Source organism: Achromobacter xylosoxidans A8 (genome assembly GCF_000165835.1).
GTDB lineage: Bacteria > Pseudomonadota > Gammaproteobacteria > Burkholderiales > Burkholderiaceae_B > Achromobacter > Achromobacter xylosoxidans_B.
This window is the reverse complement of sequence record NC_014640.1, coordinates 6,386,079-6,406,413: the sequence shown is the minus strand read 5'-3', so window position 1 is coordinate 6,406,413 and position 20,335 is coordinate 6,386,079. Positions and strand designations below refer to the sequence as shown.

The 20,335-nt window shown below is 68.1% G+C and carries 15 protein-coding genes; 5 read left to right on the top strand and 10 right to left on the bottom strand.

The window, feature by feature from the left end; all coding sequences use genetic code 11:
* Nucleotides 1-177: 177 nt before the first annotated feature.
* The 4 genes from AXYL_RS29440 to ppc all read right to left on the bottom strand — a co-directional run bounded on the left by AXYL_RS29440 (nt 178) and on the right by ppc (nt 7,234).
* Nucleotides 178-2,559, bottom strand: coding sequence for a TonB-dependent siderophore receptor (locus AXYL_RS29440; protein WP_041654415.1), 2,382 nt, complete (start codon nt 2,557-2,559; stop codon nt 178-180).
* Between the two features lie 198 nt (nt 2,560-2,757).
* Entirely contained in the window at nt 2,758-3,759 is a 1,002-nt protein-coding gene (locus AXYL_RS29435; protein WP_013396538.1) for a FecR domain-containing protein, read from the bottom strand.
* 6 nt (nt 3,760-3,765) lie between these two features.
* Nucleotides 3,766-4,287, bottom strand: coding sequence for a sigma-70 family RNA polymerase sigma factor (locus AXYL_RS29430; protein ID WP_013396537.1), 522 nt, complete (start codon nt 4,285-4,287; stop codon nt 3,766-3,768).
* Between the two features lie 97 nt (nt 4,288-4,384).
* Entirely contained in the window at nt 4,385-7,234 is a 2,850-nt protein-coding gene (ppc, locus tag AXYL_RS29425) for a phosphoenolpyruvate carboxylase (RefSeq protein WP_013396536.1), read from the bottom strand.
* A gap of 222 nt (nt 7,235-7,456) precedes the next feature.
* Here ppc and queC point away from each other — a divergent pair, with 222 nt between their 5' ends.
* Nucleotides 7,457-8,176, top strand: coding sequence for a 7-cyano-7-deazaguanine synthase QueC (gene queC, locus AXYL_RS29420; RefSeq protein WP_013396535.1), 720 nt, complete (start codon nt 7,457-7,459; stop codon nt 8,174-8,176).
* A 70-nt stretch (nt 8,177-8,246) separates the two neighbouring features.
* Here the strand turns inward: queC and AXYL_RS29415 are convergent, their stop codons facing one another.
* Nucleotides 8,247-9,437 (bottom strand): MFS transporter, encoded by a 1,191-nt coding sequence (locus AXYL_RS29415; RefSeq protein ID WP_013396534.1) that lies wholly within the window; start codon nt 9,435-9,437, stop codon nt 8,247-8,249.
* Nucleotides 9,434-9,979: a GNAT family N-acetyltransferase gene (locus tag AXYL_RS29410; protein ID WP_013396533.1), complete on the bottom strand. Its 546-nt coding sequence runs from the start codon at nt 9,977-9,979 to the stop codon at nt 9,434-9,436. Before AXYL_RS29410 ends, AXYL_RS29415 begins: the two co-directional genes overlap by 4 nt.
* A 114-nt stretch (nt 9,980-10,093) precedes the next feature.
* Here AXYL_RS29410 and AXYL_RS29405 point away from each other — a divergent pair, with 114 nt between their 5' ends.
* From AXYL_RS29405 to AXYL_RS29390, 4 genes are all read left to right on the top strand, one after another.
* Complete coding sequence (locus tag AXYL_RS29405; RefSeq protein WP_013396532.1) at nt 10,094-10,984, top strand: LysR family transcriptional regulator; 891 nt, start codon at nt 10,094-10,096, stop codon at nt 10,982-10,984.
* Nucleotides 10,985-11,047: 63 nt separating this feature from the next.
* The gene (locus tag AXYL_RS29400) at nt 11,048-11,875 is read left to right on the top strand and encodes an AraC family transcriptional regulator (protein WP_013396531.1); all 828 of its coding nucleotides are present in this window, start codon (nt 11,048-11,050) and stop codon (nt 11,873-11,875) included.
* Between the two features lie 107 nt (nt 11,876-11,982).
* Nucleotides 11,983-13,851: a dihydroxy-acid dehydratase gene (gene ilvD / locus AXYL_RS29395; protein WP_013396530.1), complete on the top strand. Its 1,869-nt coding sequence runs from the start codon at nt 11,983-11,985 to the stop codon at nt 13,849-13,851.
* 112 nt (nt 13,852-13,963) lie between these two features.
* Nucleotides 13,964-14,845, top strand: a complete 882-nt coding sequence (locus tag AXYL_RS29390; protein WP_013396529.1) for a LysR family transcriptional regulator — start codon at nt 13,964-13,966, stop codon at nt 14,843-14,845.
* A 63-nt stretch (nt 14,846-14,908) separates the two neighbouring features.
* Here the strand turns inward: AXYL_RS29390 and lpdA are convergent, their stop codons facing one another.
* The 4 genes from lpdA to AXYL_RS29370 are packed head-to-tail and all read right to left on the bottom strand — an operon-like array spanning nt 14,909 to nt 20,301.
* The gene (gene lpdA / locus AXYL_RS29385) at nt 14,909-16,306 is read right to left on the bottom strand and encodes a dihydrolipoyl dehydrogenase (RefSeq protein WP_013396528.1); all 1,398 of its coding nucleotides are present in this window, start codon (nt 16,304-16,306) and stop codon (nt 14,909-14,911) included.
* 8 nt (nt 16,307-16,314) lie between these two features.
* Complete coding sequence (locus AXYL_RS29380; RefSeq protein WP_013396527.1) at nt 16,315-17,619, bottom strand: pyruvate dehydrogenase complex dihydrolipoamide acetyltransferase; 1,305 nt, start codon at nt 17,617-17,619, stop codon at nt 16,315-16,317.
* A 10-nt stretch (nt 17,620-17,629) separates the two neighbouring features.
* Nucleotides 17,630-18,121: a VOC family protein gene (locus tag AXYL_RS29375; RefSeq protein WP_013396526.1), complete on the bottom strand. Its 492-nt coding sequence runs from the start codon at nt 18,119-18,121 to the stop codon at nt 17,630-17,632.
* The gene (locus tag AXYL_RS29370; protein ID WP_013396525.1) at nt 18,118-20,301 is read right to left on the bottom strand and encodes a thiamine pyrophosphate-dependent enzyme; all 2,184 of its coding nucleotides are present in this window, start codon (nt 20,299-20,301) and stop codon (nt 18,118-18,120) included. The genes AXYL_RS29375 and AXYL_RS29370 overlap by 4 nt, the downstream gene beginning before the upstream one ends.
* Nucleotides 20,302-20,335 lie beyond the last annotated feature (34 nt).

Here is a 20,335-nt window from a genome sequence, read left to right as displayed (position 1 = left end):
GCGCCTGGCCAGAAAAATCGTTTTGTTCTATATACGAACATTTGTGCGTATATAGAATTTCTGAAAGAGATAGTACTAAAAGTCGCGGGGGGCGGACAAATGGGGGATTTTGGGTGTCCGGCTGGTGGACGGAGGGCCGGCCCGGACTCTGGTGGGAGCGTGGGCCGGTCTCTTGCCTTACCAGCGATAGGAGGCGGTGCCTATCACCCGGCGCGGCTCGCCGTAGAAGCAGCCGTAGGTGCAACTGCCGATATACGTCTTGTCGGTCAGGTTGGACGCGTTCAGCGCGAACTTCCACGGCCCCGTCGCGTAGCTGATCATGGCGTCGAACAGCGTGAAGGACGGTACCTCCACCGGCATGCCGTGCGCCATGCCGCGGGTGCTGCCCACATAGCGTATCCCCGCACCGATTCTCAGGCCCGGCAGGCCGAAGTCGCCGAAGCCGTAGTCGCCCCATAGCGAGAACTGGTTGTAGGGGACCGAATTCAGGCGCCTGCCTTCCTCGTCGGGCTGCAAGGGGCTGGCCTTGAGCGTGCGCGCGTCGGTGTAGGCGTAGGCCGCGATCAGGTTGGCATTGCGGCCGATGCGGGTGCGCGCTTCCAGTTCCAGGCCGCGAGTTCGCGCCTCGCCGGCCTGTATCTGGTAGGACGTGTCCAGGGGATCGGTCACGGTCATGTTCTTGCGGGTCAGTTGGTAGACCGCCGCCGAGAGCATGGTGTCCGAGCCCGCAGGCTGGTAGCGCAGGCCGGCTTCGTATTGCTGGCCGGTGGTGGGCTGGAAGCGGCTGCCCTGGCGGTCCTGGCCGCTGGTGGGCTCGAACGATTCGCTATAGCTCAGGAATGGCGCCAGCCCGTTGTCGGCCAGGTAGACCAGGCCGGCGCGGCCGGTGAAGGCCTTGCTCTTTTCGCCGTCCGCATATTTTTCGTCGGTGAAGAAGTTGCGTTCGTCGACCGTGACCCAATCCTGGCGCCCGCCCAGCAGGACCACCCATTTGTCGGCGATCTTGATCTGGTCCTGAAGGTAGATGCCCAGGCGCTTCATGTCGGTGATGGAGGAAGATCCGGGGAAGGGCGCGACGGGGCCCAACGGCAAGCCATACACGGGATCGTAGAGGTCGATGTTGTTGTTGCTGCGGATATAGCGTTCGGTTTCGTGCTTGGGTAGCGAGTAATCGATGCCCGCCAGCAAGGTGTGGCGCACCATGCCGCTGCCCACTTCGTATTGCAAGGACGTATCGGAGATCAGCGCAGAGGAACGGTCCCAGCGCGGCATTGCCCCTCGGTCGGCGGTCCAGCGCTGGTCGGGCGCGAGTTGCCAGATGTCGGTGGAGTGATAGGTGCTGTCCGCATGGAAGTAGCGCGCGCTGTTGCGCAGTTTCAGCTGGCTGTTGAAGGCATGTTCGAACAGATAGCCGATCGAATAGCGCTCCATGTTGAATTTGTCGAAGCCAGGCTCGCCGGTAAAGCGGTTGCGGGGAATCTTGCCGTTGACGTTGGGGAGCACCGTGCCTTGCGCCGGCAGGCCATAGACGTAGACGGTATGGTCCTTCTGGTACTCCGCAAGCAGTGTCAGCGAGGTGGCGGCGCTGGGCTGCCAGGTGATTGCAGGCGCGATATAAGTCCTGTCGTCGGGCACGTGGTCAATGAACGTATCGCTGTCGCGCAGCAGCGCGGTCAGGCGGTATGACCATTTGCCTTCCTCGTCCAGCGCCCCGCCGAAGTCGCCGGATATCTGCTTGCGGCTGTAGTTGCCCGCTTCCACGTTCAGTTCGCGCAGCGGCTCGATGGTGGGGCGTTTGCTTACCGTATTGATGATGCCGCCTGGAGATGCCGAACCGTAAAGAACGGACGATGCGCCCTTGAGGAACTCGATCCGCTCCAGCCCGTACACTTCCTGCCGTCCGTTGTAGATGTTCACGGTGTACAGCATGCCGTCGCGATAATAGTTGCCCAGATTGCTGCGGAAGCCTCGCAGGAACAGGCTGTCGGATGTGCGGTCCATGCCTTCGGCGCGGCTGACGCCCGCCACGTAGCCCAGCGCATCCTGAATGCTCTGCGACTTCAGCGTGTCGATTTCTTCCGCGCCCACGACCGAGATGGATTGTGGCGTCTCGATGATGGGCGTGTCGGTGCGGGTGCCGGCCGCGCTGAGCCGGGCGGTGTAGCCATGTAGCGGGCCGGTGGCGGTTTCCGCAGCCTGCGCGGTGACGGTCACCGCTTCGAGCGTGGTGGCGTCCTGGTGTGACGCCGGAGCGCGGCGCAGGGTGTAGCTGCCGTTGCTTTCCCGCAGGGCCTGCAGGCCTTGGCCGCGCAACAGTTCGGCGTAGCCTTCGCGCACCGAATAGCTGCCGGACAGGCCGTTGCTGTGCTTGCCATGCAGCAAGGTGGCGTCCATGCTCAGCTCGACGCCGGCTGCACTGGCATAGGCATTGAGCACCTGGCTCAGCGGGCCGCCGGGAATGTCGTAGCTGCGCCTGGCCTCGGCGCTCTGCGCCTGCGCGGCGGCGGGGGCGGCCGGGATGAAGCAGAGCGCTGCGCTGAACGACAGCGCCAGACGCATCAGACGGAGCGTTGCGGGGCGCGGCGTTGGCACTATTGACGCGTAGGTACGCGACGTGGAATGCGGATGACGGGACATGAGGCGATGCCTTGGGGTTCGTGCTGGAGAAGTAGGGGGTTCACCCTGTATCCCGAGCAAGAAGGCCGGATCCGCAATCGCCGCCTGAGAAAAGTTGTAACGGCCGCTGCCGGCTGGCCATCATTCAGCGGCCTGCACCGTCACCCAATATCGCGTCCGGTAGGTCACGGCCACCGGAAGAGCCCGCGTCAGGTTGTCCAACGCCCGGTCCGTGTCACGCACGGAAAAGACGCCGCTGACGAGCAGGCCCGCAACGTCGGGATCGCAGCGCAGCAGGCCCGGCCGATAGCGCGCCAGTTCGGCCAGGAATTCGTCCAGGCGCATGGCATCGGCCACCAGTATTCCGCGACTCCAGGCTGCCGCGCTTTCCGCCGCTGGGCTGGGAGCGGCGGCCCCGATCGCGGAAAAGCGCGAGCCCTGGCCGGCCTGAAGCAGGACCGCCAGGTCCGGCGCGCTGGCGGGACGGATTTCCACGGCGCCTTCGAATACGGCCACGCGGGACGTTTCGGCATCGTCCCTGACCGAGAACCGGGTTCCCAGCGCCTGGATGGAACCGTGCCGGCTGCGCACCCGGAACGGCCGGGGCATGGCGGCGGGATCCGGCGCGGTCGCAATCAATATCTCTCCGGCGCGAAGCACCACCAGGCGTTCGTCCTCGGAGAATCTCAGGTCGATGGCGGTGCCGGTCGACAGCGTCACGCTGGAGCCGTCCGGCAGGGTGATCGCCCGTATTTCCCCTGTGCCGCTGCGGTAGTCGGCCGTGGCGGCTTGCCAAGAGTCGGTGCCGCGCAAGACATAGCCCATGCCCGCGATCGTCGCGCCCAGCCCCAGCAGGCCAATCGCGCGGCGCCGTGAGGCGCTGGCCGGCCGCTGCCGCAAGGCGTGGCTTGCGGCCTGCGGCGATACGCTGCCAAGCTTGTCTTCGAACGCCTGCAGCCGTTGCCAGGCCAGTTCATGGTCCGCATGCTGCGCGCGCCAGCGGGTGCATGCGGCTTGGTCCGCAGGGTTTGCGTCGTCCGACCACAGGCGCGCCATCCATTCGGCCGCCTGCTGCACGATGCAAGGGTCGATGGCGCGATTGGGCGCCTGCGGCGTCGGCGGAATGGCGGGCGAAACGGGCATGCGCGGTCAGCCGCCAGGAGCCGCGTGCTGGGCCAGGTAGCAGGCCACGAGCGCGGACGCCACGTACTTTTCCACCGACGATACCGACACGCCCAGCCGAGCCGCGATATCGCGGTAGCTCAGGCCGTCCAGCTTGCGCAAGAGCAGTGCTTCGCGAACCTTGGCCGGCAGGCTTTGCAGCACGGCGTCGATCTCGACCAGCGCCTGGACCGCCAGCGCGCGGGCCTCCTCCGATGGCGCAAACGCCCGCGGCAGGTGGGCCAGGGTTTCCAGATAGGCGGCCTCGAGCTGGCGGCGGCGGTAGAGGTCGATCACCAGGCCGTTCGCAACCTGCGCCAGGTGTTGGCGGGACTGGTGCGGCTCGGGCAGCCGGCCAGTATGCAGGATGCGCAGATACGTATCGTGCGCCAGATCCGCCGCGTCGAACGCATTGCCCAGCCTGCGGCGCAGCCAGCTTCTCAGCCAGCTGTGATGATCGGCATACAGGCCTTCGATGCCCTGCTGCGCTGCGGATTGGTTGGTCGACATGCGGGCCCCTGCAGCGCCCCGAGGCGGCAAAAATGGCGCGGGTTAAAGATGAGAATCGGACTCATTCTATACCGCGCGCCATTGTGCCAGCAATGCGCTAACCCGAGTTGCGCAGCCCCGCCGCAATCCCGTTGATGGTCAGGTGGATGGCGCGCTGCACGCGCTTGTCGACCTCGGCTTCTGGATGCTTCTGCGCCGCGCGGTGGCGGCGGATCAGGTCGATCTGCAGGTAGTTGAGCGGATCGATGTAGGCGAAGCGTTCGCGCAGCGAGGCTTGCAGCGTGGGGTTGTCGGCCAGCAATTCGCGCTGGGTCAGCAGCTTGAGCATGGCCAGCGTGCGGCCGTGCTCGGCGCTGATGGCGCCGAAGATGCGTTCGCGCAAGCCGCGTTGCGGCACCAGCTGCGCGTAGCGCGCGGCAATCGCCAGGTCGGACTTGGCCAGCACCATTTCCATGTTGGACAGCAGCGTGCGGAACGCGGGCCAGTCGCGCGCCATTTCGCGCAGCTGGGCCAGGCGGCCGCGGCGCGAGCGGGGCGCGTCGGGTGCGCCGGTTTCCAGATAGGCCTCGATGGCCGAGCCCATGCCGTACCAGCCGGTCAGCATCAGGCGGCATTGCGCCCAGGAAAAGCCCCAGGGGATGGCGCGCAGGTCTTCGATGTGTTGGCCCTTCTTGCGCGAGGCGGGCCGCGAGCCGATGTTCAGGCCGGCGATTTCGCTGATGGGCGTGGCGGCGAAGAAGTAGTCGGCGAAGCGCGGAGTGTCGTAGACCAGGCCGCGGTAGGTGCGCTGCGCGGTCTCCGACATGAACGACATGGCGGGGCCGTGCTGGGCCATGTGCGCGTCTTCGGCGCTGGTGGCTTCGGCGCGCGGCGCCAGACTGGATTCCAGCACGGCGGCGACCAGGAGCTCCAGGTGCCAGCGGCCGACCTCGGCGTCCTTGTACTTGCTCTGGATGACTTCGCCCTGCTCGGTCAGGCGGATCTGGCCGGCCACGGTGCCTGGAGGCTGCGCCAGGATGGCATCGAAGCTGGAGCCGCCGCCGCGGCCCACCGAACCGCCGCGGCCGTGGAACAGGCGCAGGCGCACGTTGCGGGCCGAGAACACGTCGACCAGCGCGCGTTCGGCCTGGTACAGCGACCAGTTGGACGTGAGGAAGCCGCCGTCCTTGTTGCTGTCCGAATAGCCCAGCATGACTTCCTGCGCGCCGTTCTGCGCCAGCTTCACGCGCTGGCGGATTTCTGGCAGGTCCAGCCAGGCGGCCATGATGTCGGCGCCGCGCTCCAAGTCGGGGATGGTCTCGAACAGCGGCACGACCATCAGGCCGTCCTCGGGCTGGATGTCCTGGCCGGCGGGGGCGATGAGGCCGGCTTCCTTCTGCAGCACCATGACTTCGAGCAGGTCGCTCAGCGTTTCGGTGTGCGACACGATGGTCTGGCGCACGGCCTGCTTGCCGTAGCGCGCGCGGCCGGCGGCGGCGGCGCGCAGCACCGCGAGTTCACGCGTGGTGTCTTCGCTGTAGGCGATCCAGGGCGAGGCCAGCGGACGCGCCTGCGCCAGTTCGGCGCGCAGCAGTTCGACGCGTTCCTCTTCGGTCAGCGCCAGGTAGTCCAGCGGCTTGCCGTTGCGCTGGGTGCCGGCGAGGGCGAACAGTTCGGCCAGCGCGCGCTCGTGCACGTCGGAGCTTTGGCGCAGGTCCACCGTGGCCAGATGGAAGCCGAACACTTCCACGGCCTGCTGCAGTCCTGCCAGGCGCAGCTTGCCGATGGGGGCGCCGTGGTGGGCGGCCAGCGAGGCGGCGATCACGGCCAGGTCGGCGGACAGTTCTTCCGGCCGTTCGTAGGCGCTGGCGGCGACGGTGCTGCGCCGCGCCAGGTTCTGGCCCGTCAGGCGCTGCGCGGTGGCGGCCAGGCGGGCGTAGACGCCGACCAGGGCGCGGCGGTACGGTTCGTCGCGGCGGTGGGGCGAGTCGTCGCCGCTGGCCTCGGCCAGCGCCAGCAGTTCGGCGTCGACGCCGATCAGCAGGGTGGTGACGGACAGTTCCGCGCCCAGCGCGTGGACCTCTTGCAGATAGTGCTCGAACAGCACGGTGGCTTGGCGCAGCAGCGCGCGTTCGAGGGTGCTGGCGTCGACGTTGGGGTTGCCGTCGCGGTCGCCGCCGATCCAGCTGCCCATGCGCAGGAACGGCTCCAGCGGCGCGGGCGGTGCGGCGAACGGTTTGGCGGATTCGCGGGTCAACAGCTTGGACAGGTCGCCGTATACGCGGGGTATGACTTGCAGGAAGGTGCTGCGGTAGTACGACAGCGCGTTCTCGATTTCGTCGGCGACCGTCAAGCGCGTGTAGCGCAGCATGCGGGTCTGCCACAGCGTGGCCACGCGGCCCAGCAGGGAGGCGTCCAGGTCGGCCAGCTCGTCCGGGGTGAGGGTGCCCTCGCGCTGGATCAGCGCGGCGGCGATCTCGCGATGCACGTCCAGCGTGCTCTTGCGCTGCACTTCGGTGGGGTGCGCGGTCAGCACCGGCATCACGCAGGCCTCCGCCAGCAGGCGGCGGATGCGCGCCACGCCTACGCCCTGGCGGCCCAGGGTCTGCACGGCTTCGCGCAGGCTGCCGCGCTCCGGCGCGTCGCTGGCGATGGCGCGGGCGCGCTGACGGCGGTTCTGGTCGCGGTCTTCGGCGATATTGGAAAGATGCAGGAAGTAGCTGAAGGCGCGCGCCACCGAGTTGGGGTCGCTGCCTTGCAGGCGCTTGACGCGTTGTTCCAGCAGTTTGCCGTCGGCGTCGTTGCCTTCGCGGCGGAACTTCACAGCCGTGCGGCGCAGGGTTTCGATGGTGTCGAAAACGCGTTTGCCCTCGCATTCTTCGATGACGGTGCCCAGTAATCGGCCTAACAGCCGGATATCGTGACGCAAGGGTTCTGCTGAATCGGACTGCGGGCGCATGGCATTCATCTGGCGGGGATCCGTCGAGGCTGCTGAGAGAGGGGAAGAGGCGGGAAAGAAGGGGCGTTGCAGGAAAACCGGAAAAAAGAATCAGGAAGATTTTACGCAGACTTTTAACGGCGACCGCCCGGGGCGCTTTAAAGTCCGCCAGCAGCATGTTTACACTAAAGGCTGGCTGTTCCCTGTCCGTACAAGCCTGCCGTCCCTTCGTCTTTCCAGAAGCCCCCTTTTATGCAAAATCATCAACGTCGCGCGCTCGTGCTGTTTTCGGGCGGCCAGGATTCCACCACCTGCCTGGCCTGGGCGCTGGAGCGCTATGCCCATGTGGAAACCGTGGCGTTCGATTATGGCCAGCGGCACCACATCGAATTGAGCGCGCGCCTGAATGTGCTGCGCGACATCCGCAACAACTTTCCCGACTGGGCGCCGCGCCTGGGCGAGGACCATCTGCTGGACCTGAAGGTGCTGGGCCAGGTGGGCGACACCGCCATGACCAGCGACCGCGCCATCGAGATGCAGGCCAACGGCCTGCCCAACACCTTCGTGCCCGGCCGCAACCTGCTGTTCCTGACTTTGGCCGCCGCGCTGGGCTATCGCCGCCAGTTGGACGTGCTGGTGGGCGGCATGTGCGAAACCGATTTCTCCGGCTATCCCGATTGCCGCGACGACACTATCAAGGCGCAGCAGGTGGCGCTGGGCCTGGGCCTGGGGTCCAGGGTCACGATCGAGACGCCGCTGATGTGGATCGACAAGTCCGAAACCTGGGCGCTGGCGCATCAATTGGGCGGCGACGCGCTGGTGGAAACCATCGTCGAGGAAAGCCATACCTGCTACCTGGGCGAACGCGGCGCGCGCCATGACTGGGGCTATGGCTGCGGCGAATGCCCCGCCTGCAAGCTCAGGAAAATCGGCTGGGAAAAATGGGTGGTGGCTTCCGCCGCCGAAGGCTAGGACTCGGCGGCTCCGGGCACCGCGCGCCGTGGCGCGGCGGATACCGGGAGCGGATTGCGCGGCCGGCGTTTCAGGCGAATGCCGCGCGCGTCCTTTGTATGAACTTCCACCGCAACGCGAACGCCGCCGCGCAGATCGCCGCAGCCAGTCCCAACGACAGCGTCATCGCGCCGCGCGCGCCGTGGCTGTCCACGATGTAGGCATAGGCCACCGGCGAGGCGGCGGTGAGCAGGAAGCTGGGGATCAGCAGCGAGCCGACCAGCGTGCCATAGCTGCGGAAGTCGAACAGCGCCAGCGGCAAGGTGCCGCGGGTAATGGTCAATAGGCCGTTGCAGGCGCCATAAAGCAGCGCATAGGCAGCGGTGGCGTAGAGGTTGCCACCGGACAGCAGCGCAAGCAGGAAGCAAAGCGGCAAGATCGCGCACACCGCCAGCGTCAGCGTCAGCGGATGCAGGCGCGAGCCCAGCGCCACGTCGGCCAGGCGCGCCGCGAACTGGCCGACGCCCCACAGCGCCGCCACGCTGACCGCGGCGGCCGCGGCCAGGCCCAGGCCCGACAACAGCGAAATCAGATGGGCCGCATTGCCCGCTGCCAGGAAGTTGGTCAGCATCGCGATCAAGGCGTACAGTGCGCCCGCCAGCCGGCGCTCGGCGGCGTTGCGCGTGAGGCCGGCGGAAATCGGGTCCTTGCCGCCTGCTGCTGCGGTGTAGCGTTCGCGCGGCAGCGCCAGGTACAGCGGCACCGTGGCCAGCGCCAGGCCGGCATAGGCCAGCACCGCGCCGCGCCAGCCCAGCCAGCCTGACAGCGCATGGCCCACCGGCCACATCACCGTGGACGCGAGCCCGCCGAACAGCGTGATCTGCGACATGGGTCGGCGTGCCGAGGGGCCGGCCGCGCGCGCCAGCGAGGCGAAAGCCGCGTCGTACAGGCATAGCCGCATGCCCACGCCCAGTACGGCCCAGGCCAGGAAGTACAGAGGGATGCCGTGCGCTATCGACAGGCCCGCGCAGCCCAGCGCGCCCAGCACCGCGCCCACGGGCATGACGCGGTGGCCGCCCCAGCGGTCCACGGCCGCGCCGGCCAGCGGCGACACCATGGCCATCACTACGATGGCCGCTGAAAAACCGCCGTAGACCGTGGCGGCGTTCCAGCCCAGGTCGGCGGCGATGGCCGGCCCCAGGGCGCCGATCAGGTAATACATCACGCCCCAGCCGACCAGTTGCGTCAGCCCCAGGCAGACGATGGCGCGCGGCGCGATCACGGCCGTTGCGGCGGCGTGGCGTCGCCTTCGCCCAGCGCGCGCTGCATCAGCACGGTATCGCGCCATTCGCCATGCTTGTGTCCCACCGAGCGCAAGGTGCCGGCGGGATGGAAGCCCTGGCTGGCGTGCAGCGCCAGGGAAGCGGCGTTGCGGCTGTCGCCCACCACGGCCAGCATCTGGCGCCAGCCGGCGGCGGTGCAGCGTTCGATCAGTGTGGCCAGCAGCTTGCCGCCTATGCCCAGGCCGGAGCGGCCCGCCTTCACGTACACCGAGTCCTCCACCGTGTGCCGGTAGGCCGGGCGCGGGCGGTACGGGGTGACGTAGGCGTAGCCCACCACCTCGCCGTTGATCTCTGCGACCAGATACGGCATTTCCTTTTCCAGCACGGCGGCGCGGCGCTGGCGCATGTCCTGGATGGACGGCGGATCCAATTCGAACGAGGCCGCGCCGTGCTGCACATGGTGCGCGTAGATGGTCTTGATGGCGGGAAGATCGGCTTCCGCGCTGTCGCGGATGAGGATGGTGGGGGCGGGGGACGACATGAGCGGGCCGTGGCAATGGGAGTGAAGAAACAAGCCGCCAGTGTCGCGCAAGCTTATTTATTAATAAAGCTTTGGTCTATTATGATTTTCATAAGTAAAACTTTGGATAGAGCGATGCGCGGCCTCAACCTGGACCATCTGCGCACTTTTGCGCTGGTGATCGAACTGGGCAGTTTTTCCGCCGCCGCGGAGCGGGGCGGCGTGACCCAGCCCGCCGTCAGCCTGCAGATCCGTCAGCTGGAGCGGCGCTTCGGCCTGAAATTGGTGGAACGCATCGGCCGCCGCGCCGGCCCGACCGCGGCCGGGCTGGAACTGCTGGAGCACGTGCGGGTCATCGACGCCGCGCTGGCGCAGGCGGAACTTGCCATGACCGCGCATGCGTCCCAGGTGTCCGGCCGGGTGCGCCTGGGCACCGGCGCCACCGCCTGCACCTATCTGCTGCCGCCTATCCTGGCTGACCTGCGGCGCCGCTTTCCCGCCTTGGACATCGTGGCGAGCACCGGCAACACGGCCGACATGCTGCGCGGGCTGGAGAACAACACGCTGGACATCGGCCTGGTCACCTTGCCCGCGCCGGGACGCATGTTCCAGGTTACGCCGGTGCTGGAGGACGAGTTCGTGGCGATCTTTCCCGCCCGCGATGCGGCCGCCATTCCCGCCGCCGCCACGCCGCAGGCGCTGGCGCAGCTGCCGCTGGTGCTGTTCGAGCCCGGCGCGCGCACCCGCCGTCTGGTGGACGACTGGTTCGAGGAAGCCGGCGTGGCCGCCAAGCCCGTGATGGAGCTGGGCAGCACCGAGGCCATGAAGGAGATCGTGGCCGCCGGCCTGGGCTGCGCGATCCTGCCCAGGCTGGCGGTGTCGGGCGCGGGCCGGCGCCAGGCGCTGGCAGTGCGGTCGCTTGCGCCACGGCTGTCGCGCAGCCTGGCCATCGTGCTGCGGCGGGACAAGCCCCTCAGCCGGGGCCTGCGGCACTTGCAGGAATCATTGCTGGCATTGCGTGGCTGAACCCCGGGGCCTGGGTACACTGGCCAGACCATCCCACGCCATTTCAATCGCAATCGTCGCAAAATGGACAAGCCTGACCCCACGTCCCGCGCACGCACACCGTACAAGCCCGCGGACCTGGACCTGTTTCCCTATGAATCCTCGCGCCGGCCCGTGGCCGGGCTGGCGGTGGACTACGAAGATGGCCACCGCGTCCGCCGCCACCGTCACCGCCGCGCCCAGCTGCTTTATGCGATCTCCGGCGTGATGGTGGTGGATACCGACGCCGGCATCTGGGTGGTGCCGCCCACGCGCGGCGTCTGGGTGCCGGCCTGGGTCTCGCACGGCCTGCGCATGAGCGGCGAGCCGCGCATGCGCACGGTCTTCGTGGAGCCGGGCGCGGCCGCCCATCTGCCGGCGGAATGTTGCGTGCTGTCGATTTCTCCCTTGCTGCGGGAGCTGATGGTGGCGGCGGCCGAAGTGCCGCTGGACTGGGCGCCCGACACGCGCGACGGCCGGCTGATGATGTTGCTGCTGGATGAACTGCGCCAGGAGCCGGTGCTGCCGCTGCATCTGCCGCAGCCATCCGAGCCCCGCCTGGCCCGCATCTGCCGCGCCATCGTGCGCCACCCGGAACGCCAGGACGGCGCGGCCGACTGGGCGCGCGCGCTGGGGGTGGACCCGAAGACCGTGCACCGCCTGTTCCTGCGGCACACCGGCATGACCTTCGGCCGCTGGCGCCAGCAGGCGCGGCTCTTGGCGGCGATGGAGCGGCTGGCGCGCGGCGAGCGCGTGCTGGAGGTGGCGCTGGACCTGGGTTACGAAAGCCCCAGCGCCTTCGCAGCCATGTTCCGCAAGGCCGTGGGCGAGCCGCCCAGCGTCTTCGCGGCCCGCGGCATGGCGTCCGCCTGATGGCCGCTGCGGCGTCCCGGGCGCGGCCGGCGGACGGACGGGTCCGGAACCAGCGTATTATTTAACGTTTTGCCGCCTACGCTAACAGCTACAGCCAGAGACAAACCATGCCGCACTACCGCTCCCGCACATCGACCCACGGCCGCAATATGGCCGGCGCCCGCGCCCTGTGGCGCGCCACAGGCATGAAGGACGACGACTTCGGCAAGCCGATCATCGCGGTAGTGAACTCGTTCACGCAGTTCGTGCCGGGCCACGTGCACCTGCGCGACCTGGGGGCGCTGGTCGCCAAGGAAATCGAAGCCGCGGGCGGCGTCGCCAAGGAATTCAACACCATCGCCGTGGACGACGGCATCGCCATGGGCCACGGCGGCATGCTGTATTCGCTACCCTCGCGCGAACTGATCGCCGACTCGGTCGAATACATGGTCAACGCGCATTGCGCCGACGCCATGGTCTGCATCTCGAACTGCGACAAGATCACCCCGGGGATGCTGATGGCCGCCATGCGCCTGAACATCCCGGTGGTGTTCGTGTCGGGCGGCCCGATGGAAGCGGGCAAGGTCAAGTCGCCCACCGACGGCAAGGTCATCGCCAAGATCGACCTGATCGACGCCATGATCAAGGCCGCCGACCCCAAGGTGTCGGATGCCGAAGTGGCTGAAGTCGAACGCAGCGCCTGCCCGACCTGCGGCTCCTGTTCCGGCATGTTCACCGCCAACTCGATGAACTGTCTGACCGAAGCCATCGGCCTGGCCCTGCCGGGCAACGGCACCATCGTCGCCACGCACGCCTGGCGCAAGGGCTTGTTCGAGCAGGCCGGCCGCCTGGTGGTGGATCTGTGCCGCCGCTATTACCAGGAAGAGGACGAGTCGGTCCTGCCGCGCAGCATCGCCACCAAGAGCGCGTTCCAGAACGCCATGGCGCTGGACGTGGCCATGGGCGGTTCGACCAACACGGTGTTGCACCTGTTGGCCGCGGCGCAGGAAGCCGGCGTGGATTTCACCATGGCCGACATCGACCGCATTTCGCGCAAGGTGCCGTGCCTGTGCAAGGCGGCGCCCGCCACCGACAAGTACCACATCGAAGACGTGCATCGCGCCGGCGGCATCCTGGGCATCCTGGGTGAACTGGCGCGCGCGGACCTGCTGGACCTGTCCTGCGGCAACGTGCACAGCGGCACGCTGGGCAATGCGATCAAGCAATGGGACGTGGCCGGCGGCGCCGGAGAGGAAGCGCAAAAGTTCTACCGCGCGGCGCCTGGCGGCATCCCGACCACGGTGGCCTTCAGCCAGGACGCAACCTTCCTGACGCTGGACACCGACCGCAAGACCGGCTGCATCCGCAGCAAGGAAAGCGCCTATTCCAAGGACGGCGGCCTGGCCGTGCTGTACGGCAACCTGGCTGAGAAGGGCTGCATCGTGAAGACGGCCGGCGTGGACGAGTCGCAATGGGTCTTCACCGGCCGCGCGCGCGTCTTCGAAAGCCAGGACGACGCCGTGGAAGGCATTCTGGGCGACAAGATCGTCGCGGGCGACGTGGTGGTGATCCGCTACGAAGGCCCGAAGGGCGGCCCGGGCATGCAGGAAATGCTGTACCCCACGTCGTACCTGAAGTCCAAGGGCCTGGGCAAGACCTGCGCCCTGTTCACCGATGGCCGCTTCTCGGGCGGTTCGTCGGGCCTGGTGATCGGCCACGCTTCGCCGGAAGCGGCGGAAGGCGGCACGATCGGCCTGGTGGAAGAGGGCGACGTGATCGAGATCGATATCCCGAACCGCAAGATGCATCTGGCGGTGTCGGACGAGGAACTGGCGCGCCGCCGCGCGGCGATGGATGCTCGTGCTGATGGCTGGGAGCCGGTGGGACGCGAACGTGTCGTGTCGCAGGCGCTGCAGGCCTATGCGGCCCTGGCGACGTCGGCGGATCGCGGCGCGGTGCGGGATTTGTCGCAGCTGAAGCAGAAGGGCAAGCGCTGATTCTCGCTTGCTGATGCATGAGAAGGGCGGCGCTTTCAGGCGCCGCTTTTTTTTCGCTTCATTCAGGGCTGTTGCCCTCTATACAATCGATCCACAAACCAAGGAGCCAGCCATGTCCCTGAACTCAGACGCGCTGCGGCTCTTCCTGGGCGTAGTGGACGCGGGATCCCTCAGCGCCGCCGCAGAACTGCTGGGCCACACTGCCTCGGGCGTCAGCCGGGGCCTGTCGCGTCTGGAGGAAGAACTCGGCGTTACGCTGCTCAACCGCACCACCCGGCGCATGGACTTGACCGAAGAGGGCAAGCATTTTCTCCCCAAGGCCAGGCACATCGTCGCGTCGCTGGACGAAGCCGAGGACTGCATGCGCATGGTGCATCAGCGCCCCGCGGGCCGCTTGCGGGTGGATGCGTCGGTGCCGGTCATGCTGCATTGCGTGGTGCCGCTGGTGGCGGAGTTCCGGCGCGAGTATCCGGCGATCACGCTCGAACTCACCAGCAACGACCGCATCGTCGACCTCATGGAACATCGCACCGACGTGGCGCTGCGCATGGGGCCGCTGACGGACTCCACCCTGCACGCGCGCCCGCTGCGGCCGTCGCCGCGCTGGGTGATGGCCAGTCCGGACTACGTAGCCCGGCGCGGCGCGCCGGAGACGGTGGAGGATCTGGCGGCGCATGAGGTGCTGGGCTTCACCCAGCCCGAAAGCCTGAACGTCTGGCCCTTGCGCCACGCCGGCGGATCCAGCTATCTGGCGATGCCGACGCTGGCGACTTCCAGCGGCGAAACGCAGCGGCAGCTGGCGGTGCGCGGCGTGGGCATCGCCTGCCTTTCCGACTTCGTGGTGCGCGAGGACGTCAAGGCCGGCAGGCTGGTGAAGCTGATGGAGGCCGCGCACACGGACTACCTGCAGCCCATGCACGCGGTGTATTACCGCAACACGCAGCTGTCGCGCCGCATTGCCTGCTTCCTGGACTTCCTGGCGGCGCGGATCTGAGTCCGCGCCGCGTGGCGGTTTCCGCCTGCGACCTGCGCAAGCAGGCCCCGGGGCAGGCAGGTCCTAGGCGTGCAAGGCGCGGCCAAACGCCGATAGCACTGATTCGTGCAGCGTTTCCGATAGCGTCGGGTGCGCGAACACGGTGTGCATCAAGTCTTCCTCGGTAGCTTCCAGCGATGCCGCCACGCCGTAACCCGTGATCAGCTCGGACGCTTCGGGGTGGATGATGTGCGCGCCCAGCAGTTCGCCGCTCTTGGCGTCGAACACCGTCTTCACCAGCCCCTGGTCCTCGCCCATGGCGATCGCCTTGCCGTTGCCGGCGAAGGTGAACTTGCCCACGCGGATTTCACCGCCGGTCTTGGCGGCGTGTTCGCGGGCGCGGGCTTCGCTCATGCCGATGCTGGCGACCTGCGGATAGGAATAGGTGCAGGCCGGAATGCGCAGCGGATCAATGGGATGCGCGGGTTTGCCGGCGATGGCTTCCACGCACAGCACGGCCTCGTGGCTGGCCTTGTGCGCAAGCCACGGCGCGCCGGCCACGTCGCCGATGGCGTAGACGCCGGGCTCGCTCGTGCGGCACAGGCCGTCGGTCACGATATGGGTCTTCTCGATTTTGACGCGGGTCTGCTCCAGGCCCAGGTTCTCGACGTTGCCGACGATGCCGGCGGCGACGATGACGCGGTCCACTTCCAGTTCGCTGCGCTTGCCTTGCTGGTCCAGCGCCACTTTCACGCCGGTCGCGGTCAACGAGGACGAAGTCACGGCGCACTGCGTCAGCACGCGTATGCCTTGCTTCTCGAAAGCCTTGCGAGCCAGCGCCGAGATTTCCGCGTCTTCCTGCGGCAGGATCTCCGCAGTCATGTCGATCAGCGTGACCTCCGCGCCCACGGCGCGGTAGAAGCTGGCGAATTCCGCGCCGATGGCGCCCGCGCCCACCACCAGCAGCGACTTCGGGATCTCGGCCGGGACCAGCGCCTGGCGGTAGGCCCAGATGCGCTCGCCCAGGGGCAGCGCCGGCAGTTCGCGGGCGCGCGCGCCCGTGGCCAGGATGATGTGCTTGGCCGACAACGTGTTGCCGTTGTCCAGCGCCAGGCGGCCGCCGCCCGCCAGCTTGGCGCTGGCGGCGAACACGGTCACGCCGTTCTTCTTCATCAGGTGCGAGACGCCCTGGCCCAGGCGGCCCGCCACCTTGCGCGAACGCGCCACCATGGCGGCCAGGTCCGGGCGCGCTTCGCCCGCACCCGCCACGCCGTAGTGCGCGGCCTCGCGGCAGGCGCGCAGCACGGTGGCGCTATGCAGCAGCGCCTTGGTGGGGATGCAGCCCCAGTTCAGGCAGATGCCGCCCAGTTCGGCGCGTTCCACCAGCGCGACCGACATGCCCAGCTGGGCCGTGCGGATGGCGGCGACGTAGCCGCCGGGGCCACCGCCCACCACGACGAGATCAAAGGTAGTCTTGGTCATGGCGGGGCTCACAACAGGATGCGCACGGGGTTTTCGATCAGCGTGCGGAAGGCGGCCAGCCAGCGCGCGCCCACCGCGCCGTCCACCACGCGGTGGTCTGCCGACAAGGTCACCGTCATGACGGTGGCGACGGCCAGTTGGCCTTCGCTGTCCACCACCGGGCGCTTCTCGGCCGTGCCCACCGCCAGGATGGCGGCCTGCGGCGGATTGATGATGGCAGCGAACTGGCTGATGCCGTACATGCCCAGGTTGCTCACGGTCAGCGAGCCGCCGGTGAATTCCTCGGGTTTCAGACGGTTGATCTTGGCGCGGCCGGCCAGCTCGACGATTTCACCCGCGATGGCGGACAAGGACTTCAGGTCCGCGTCGCGCACGATGGGCGTGACCAGGCCGCCATCGGTCGCCACCGCCACCGAGATGTCGGCGCCGGCGTGGTACTCGACGGCATCTTCATGCCAGCTGGCGTTCACCTCCGGCACTTCGCGCAGGGCCAGCGCCGCCGCGCGCACGATGAAGTCATTGACCGACAGTTTTACCGTGCCGCCTTGATTGGCTTGCGCGCGCAGGGCCAGCAGCGCGTCCATCCTGCAATCCACCGTCAGGTAGAAGTGCGGCACGTTCTGCTTGCTTTCCGTGAGGCGGCGGGCGATGGCGCGGCGCATGCCAGTGTGCGGGACGCGGCGTGCGGCTGGACGGCCGGCCAGCGGCGCGGTTGCGGCGGCCGGAGCCCGGTCTCGTGCCGCTTCCACGTCGCGGCGCACGATGCGACCGTGCGGGCCGGTGCCGGTCACACCCAGCAGGTCCACATGCCATTGCGCGGCCAGGCGCCGTGCCAGCGGGCTGGCGAACAAGCGTCCGCCAGGAACAGCTGCGGTGCCTGCGGCAGCGGGTGCCTGAGGCGCGGCTGCGGCGCTCGCAGAAGCCGAGGTGGCAGCGTTGCTGGCCGATGCCAAAGCCGGGGCGGCGACAGGGGCCGGGCCAGCGCTGCCAGCAACCGCAGCCGCAGGTGCTGCCGTGGGCTGCGCGGCGCCGGCTTCGGCCAGCGCGCGGTCGATAGCCGTAGCGTCTTCGCCCTGGACCAGCAGCACGCCGATCACGGTGTTGACCGGCACCGAGGCCGCGCCAGCCTGGACCACGATGCGGCCCAGCACGCCGGCCTGCTCGGCATTGATTTCGACGATGGCCTTCTCGGTTTCGATTTCCGCCAGCGCCTCGCCCACGGCGACGGTGTCGCCTTCTTTCTTGAGCCACTGGTGCAGCGTGCCGCCCGAGGTGTCGGCCGCAACGGAGGGGAGCTTGATAAGGTGTGCCACGTTGTTCGTCCTATTCTGCGGCGCCGGCCAGGTCGGGCCGGTAGGTGGCGGGATCGTCGTATTCGACCAGTTCCAGCACATTGCCTTCGGGGTCGCGGAAGAACGCCAGCCAGGTGCCGGGGCGCACTTCCATCGGCGCCGGCTTGCTGTCGAACACCACGCCCTTCGCTTCCAGTCCGCGCACCACGCCGGGCAGGTCGCGCACGATGAAGGTCAGGTAAGTGGCGCCCTGGCGGTCCAGGATGGCCGCGCCGCGCGCGGCGGCCTCGGGCGCGGCGGCGGGCTGCAACAGCTTGATGCGTTCGCCATAGCTGGTCTGCAGCCGCGCCACGTCATAGCCGTGGCGTGTCAGACCGGTGGCCTGGGCCTTGTCGGCCGGCACGCTGACGCGGTTGACGAGTTTCAGGCCCACCACCTCGGTGTAGAAGGCCAGCAGCGCGTCCAGGTCGGCGCAGCAGATGCCGACTTCCATCGGCACGGTCATGTGCAGGGCTGTGCTCATGCCTGTTCTCCCATGTCGGCCAGCACGTCGGCCAGGCCGGCCATCACTTCCTCGGTATCGGCGAAGGCCGCGCGCTCCAGCACCTTGGAGATGCTGGGCGAGGCCTCGCCGCCGGTCACGCGCTTGACCGGCTGATCCAGCCAGTCGAAGTAGCGGCGCTGGATCTCGTCGGACAGCATGGCGCCGTAGGACGTGCCGCGCGCGCCTTGCTCCACGATCAGCACGTTGTTGGTCTTCATGATGCTGGCGCCGATGGTGTCCCAGTCCAGGCTGGCGCGGTCCAGCGTGCGCAGGTCGATGACCTCGGCGTCCACACCCGCCGCTTCGGCGGCCTTGAGCGCGCGGCTGACCATGGACAGGTAGGTCAGGATGGTGACCTTGCCGCCCGCGCGGCGCACGCGAGCCTTGCCGAACGGAATGGCGTAGTCCAGGTCGTCCGTGGGCACTTCGCCCGAGGAGGCGTACAGGTCCACGTGCTCGATCACCAGCACCGGGTCCTTGGAGGCCAGCGCGGTGTTCATCAGGCCCACGTATTCGTAGGGCGTGGACGGCGCGACCACGCGCCAGCCGGGCGCGGTGGCGAAAATGCCGGCGGGGTCCATCGAGTGCTGCGAGCCGTAGCCCGTGCCCATCGCGACCTTGGTGCGCAGCACGAAGGGCACGTCGATGTCGCCGCCGAACATATGGCGGGCCTTGCCGATCTGGTTGAAGATCTGGTCGGCCGCGACCCACATGAAGTCGGGATACATGAATTCCACAATCGGCCGGTAGCGGCCGTCCATGGCCAGGCCGCCGCCCAGGCCGGCGAAGGCGTTCTCGGAAATGGGGGTGCCCAGCACGCGGTCGGGATATTTGTCCTTCAGGCCGCGGGTGGCGCCGTTGGTGCCGCCCTTCAGGCGGTGCACGTCTTCGCCCAGCACCACCACGCCGGCGTCGGTTTCCATGCGGCGGTCCAGCACGTCGGCCACCGCGTCCACGAACTTGCGCTCGGCGGACTGGCCGGCGTGGTCGGCGGCTTCCTGGTAGCGCAGGCCGGCCAGTTCCGAGCCGTCGCTGCGCAGGCCCACGTCGCGGAAGTCGGGACTGGGCCAGAGGTCGGCGCGCACGCGGCGCTTGCCGCCATCGGCGGCTTCGGTCAGGCGGCCGGACACGTCCTTCATCACGTCCTTGCAGCGCTGGCGCAGGGCGTCCACTTCGGCTTGCGTGATCAGCTTGCGGCCGATCATCTCCGTGGCGATCTTGTCCAGCGGATCGCGGCGGCGCCATTGCGATTCTTCATCCTTGCTGCGGTAGCCGAAGGCGCTGCCGGGGAAGGGGCCGTTCTGGTGGAAGAAACGGTAGACGTCCACCTCGACGATGGTCGGACCGTTGCCGGCGCGCATGTGCGCCACGGCTTCGGACATGGTCAGGTGGACCGCCAGCGGATCCATGCCGTCCACCTTCCACGAGGGGATGTTGAAGGCCAGGCCGCGCGCCGACAGGCGCGGTTCGGCGGTGGACTCTTCCACCGTGGTGGACACGGCGTAGCGGTTGTTCTCGATGAAGAAGCACAGCGGCGTCTTCCAGGCCGCGGTCAGGTTCATGGTTTCCAGCACCGAGCCGATGTTCACCGCGCCGTCGCCGAAATAGGTCACGGCGACGCGGTCGGTGCCGGCGTGCTTGTGCGCCCAGCCCGCGCCGGCGGCCAGCGGCACGCCGCCGCCGACGATGGCGTTGGTGCCCAGCGCGCCGGCTTCGAGCCAGCGCAGGTGCATGCTGCCGCCGCGGCCGTGGCAATAGCCCTGGGCCAGGCCCATGATCTCGGCCAGCGTCTTCTGCAGGACCTCGTCGATGGCGGGCGTGAGCGGATTGCGCGGGTCCAGGCCCAGCGGCGCGACATGCTGCAGCGCCTTGGCCAGGAATTGGTGATGACCGCGGTGCGAACCGTTGATCTGGTCGCCGGCGCCCAGCGCCAGCACCGAGCCGACCGCGCCGCCTTCCTGGCCCACCGACGAATGCGCCGGGCCATGCACCAGGCCTTCGGCGGCCAGGTCCAGCACGGCCTCTTCAAAGGCGCGGATCCAGTGCAGCTGGGTAAGCATGGTGCCGAGCAGGGCGGGATCCGCCTGTTGCCAGTCCTTGGCGTCTACCGTCAGTTGCCGCCAGGGCGCCTGGGGCTCGAGCGGTTGGTGGGTGGCCATGAATGAATCTCCAGAGATGTGTATGTGTCTTGCG

Coding starts and splice junctions, on each gene's coding strand:
- AXYL_RS29390 (WP_013396529.1), top strand. CDS start 13,964: ATGTCCCTGAACTCAGACGCGCTGCGGCTCTTCCTGGGCGTAGTGGAC.
- AXYL_RS29435 (WP_013396538.1), bottom strand. CDS start 3,759: ATGCCCGTTTCGCCCGCCATTCCGCCGACGCCGCAGGCGCCCAATCGC.
- AXYL_RS29400 (WP_013396531.1), top strand. CDS start 11,048: ATGGACAAGCCTGACCCCACGTCCCGCGCACGCACACCGTACAAGCCC.
- AXYL_RS29410 (WP_013396533.1), bottom strand. CDS start 9,979: ATGTCGTCCCCCGCCCCCACCATCCTCATCCGCGACAGCGCGGAAGCC.
- queC (WP_013396535.1), top strand. CDS start 7,457: ATGCAAAATCATCAACGTCGCGCGCTCGTGCTGTTTTCGGGCGGCCAG.
- AXYL_RS29440 (WP_041654415.1), bottom strand. CDS start 2,559: ATGCGTCTGGCGCTGTCGTTCAGCGCAGCGCTCTGCTTCATCCCGGCC.
- AXYL_RS29375 (WP_013396526.1), bottom strand. CDS start 18,121: ATGAGCACAGCCCTGCACATGACCGTGCCGATGGAAGTCGGCATCTGC.
- ppc (WP_013396536.1), bottom strand. CDS start 7,234: ATGAATGCCATGCGCCCGCAGTCCGATTCAGCAGAACCCTTGCGTCAC.
- lpdA (WP_013396528.1), bottom strand. CDS start 16,306: ATGACCAAGACTACCTTTGATCTCGTCGTGGTGGGCGGTGGCCCCGGC.
- ilvD (WP_013396530.1), top strand. CDS start 11,983: ATGCCGCACTACCGCTCCCGCACATCGACCCACGGCCGCAATATGGCC.
- AXYL_RS29370 (WP_013396525.1), bottom strand. CDS start 20,301: ATGGCCACCCACCAACCGCTCGAGCCCCAGGCGCCCTGGCGGCAACTG.
- AXYL_RS29430 (WP_013396537.1), bottom strand. CDS start 4,287: ATGTCGACCAACCAATCCGCAGCGCAGCAGGGCATCGAAGGCCTGTAT.
- AXYL_RS29405 (WP_013396532.1), top strand. CDS start 10,094: ATGCGCGGCCTCAACCTGGACCATCTGCGCACTTTTGCGCTGGTGATC.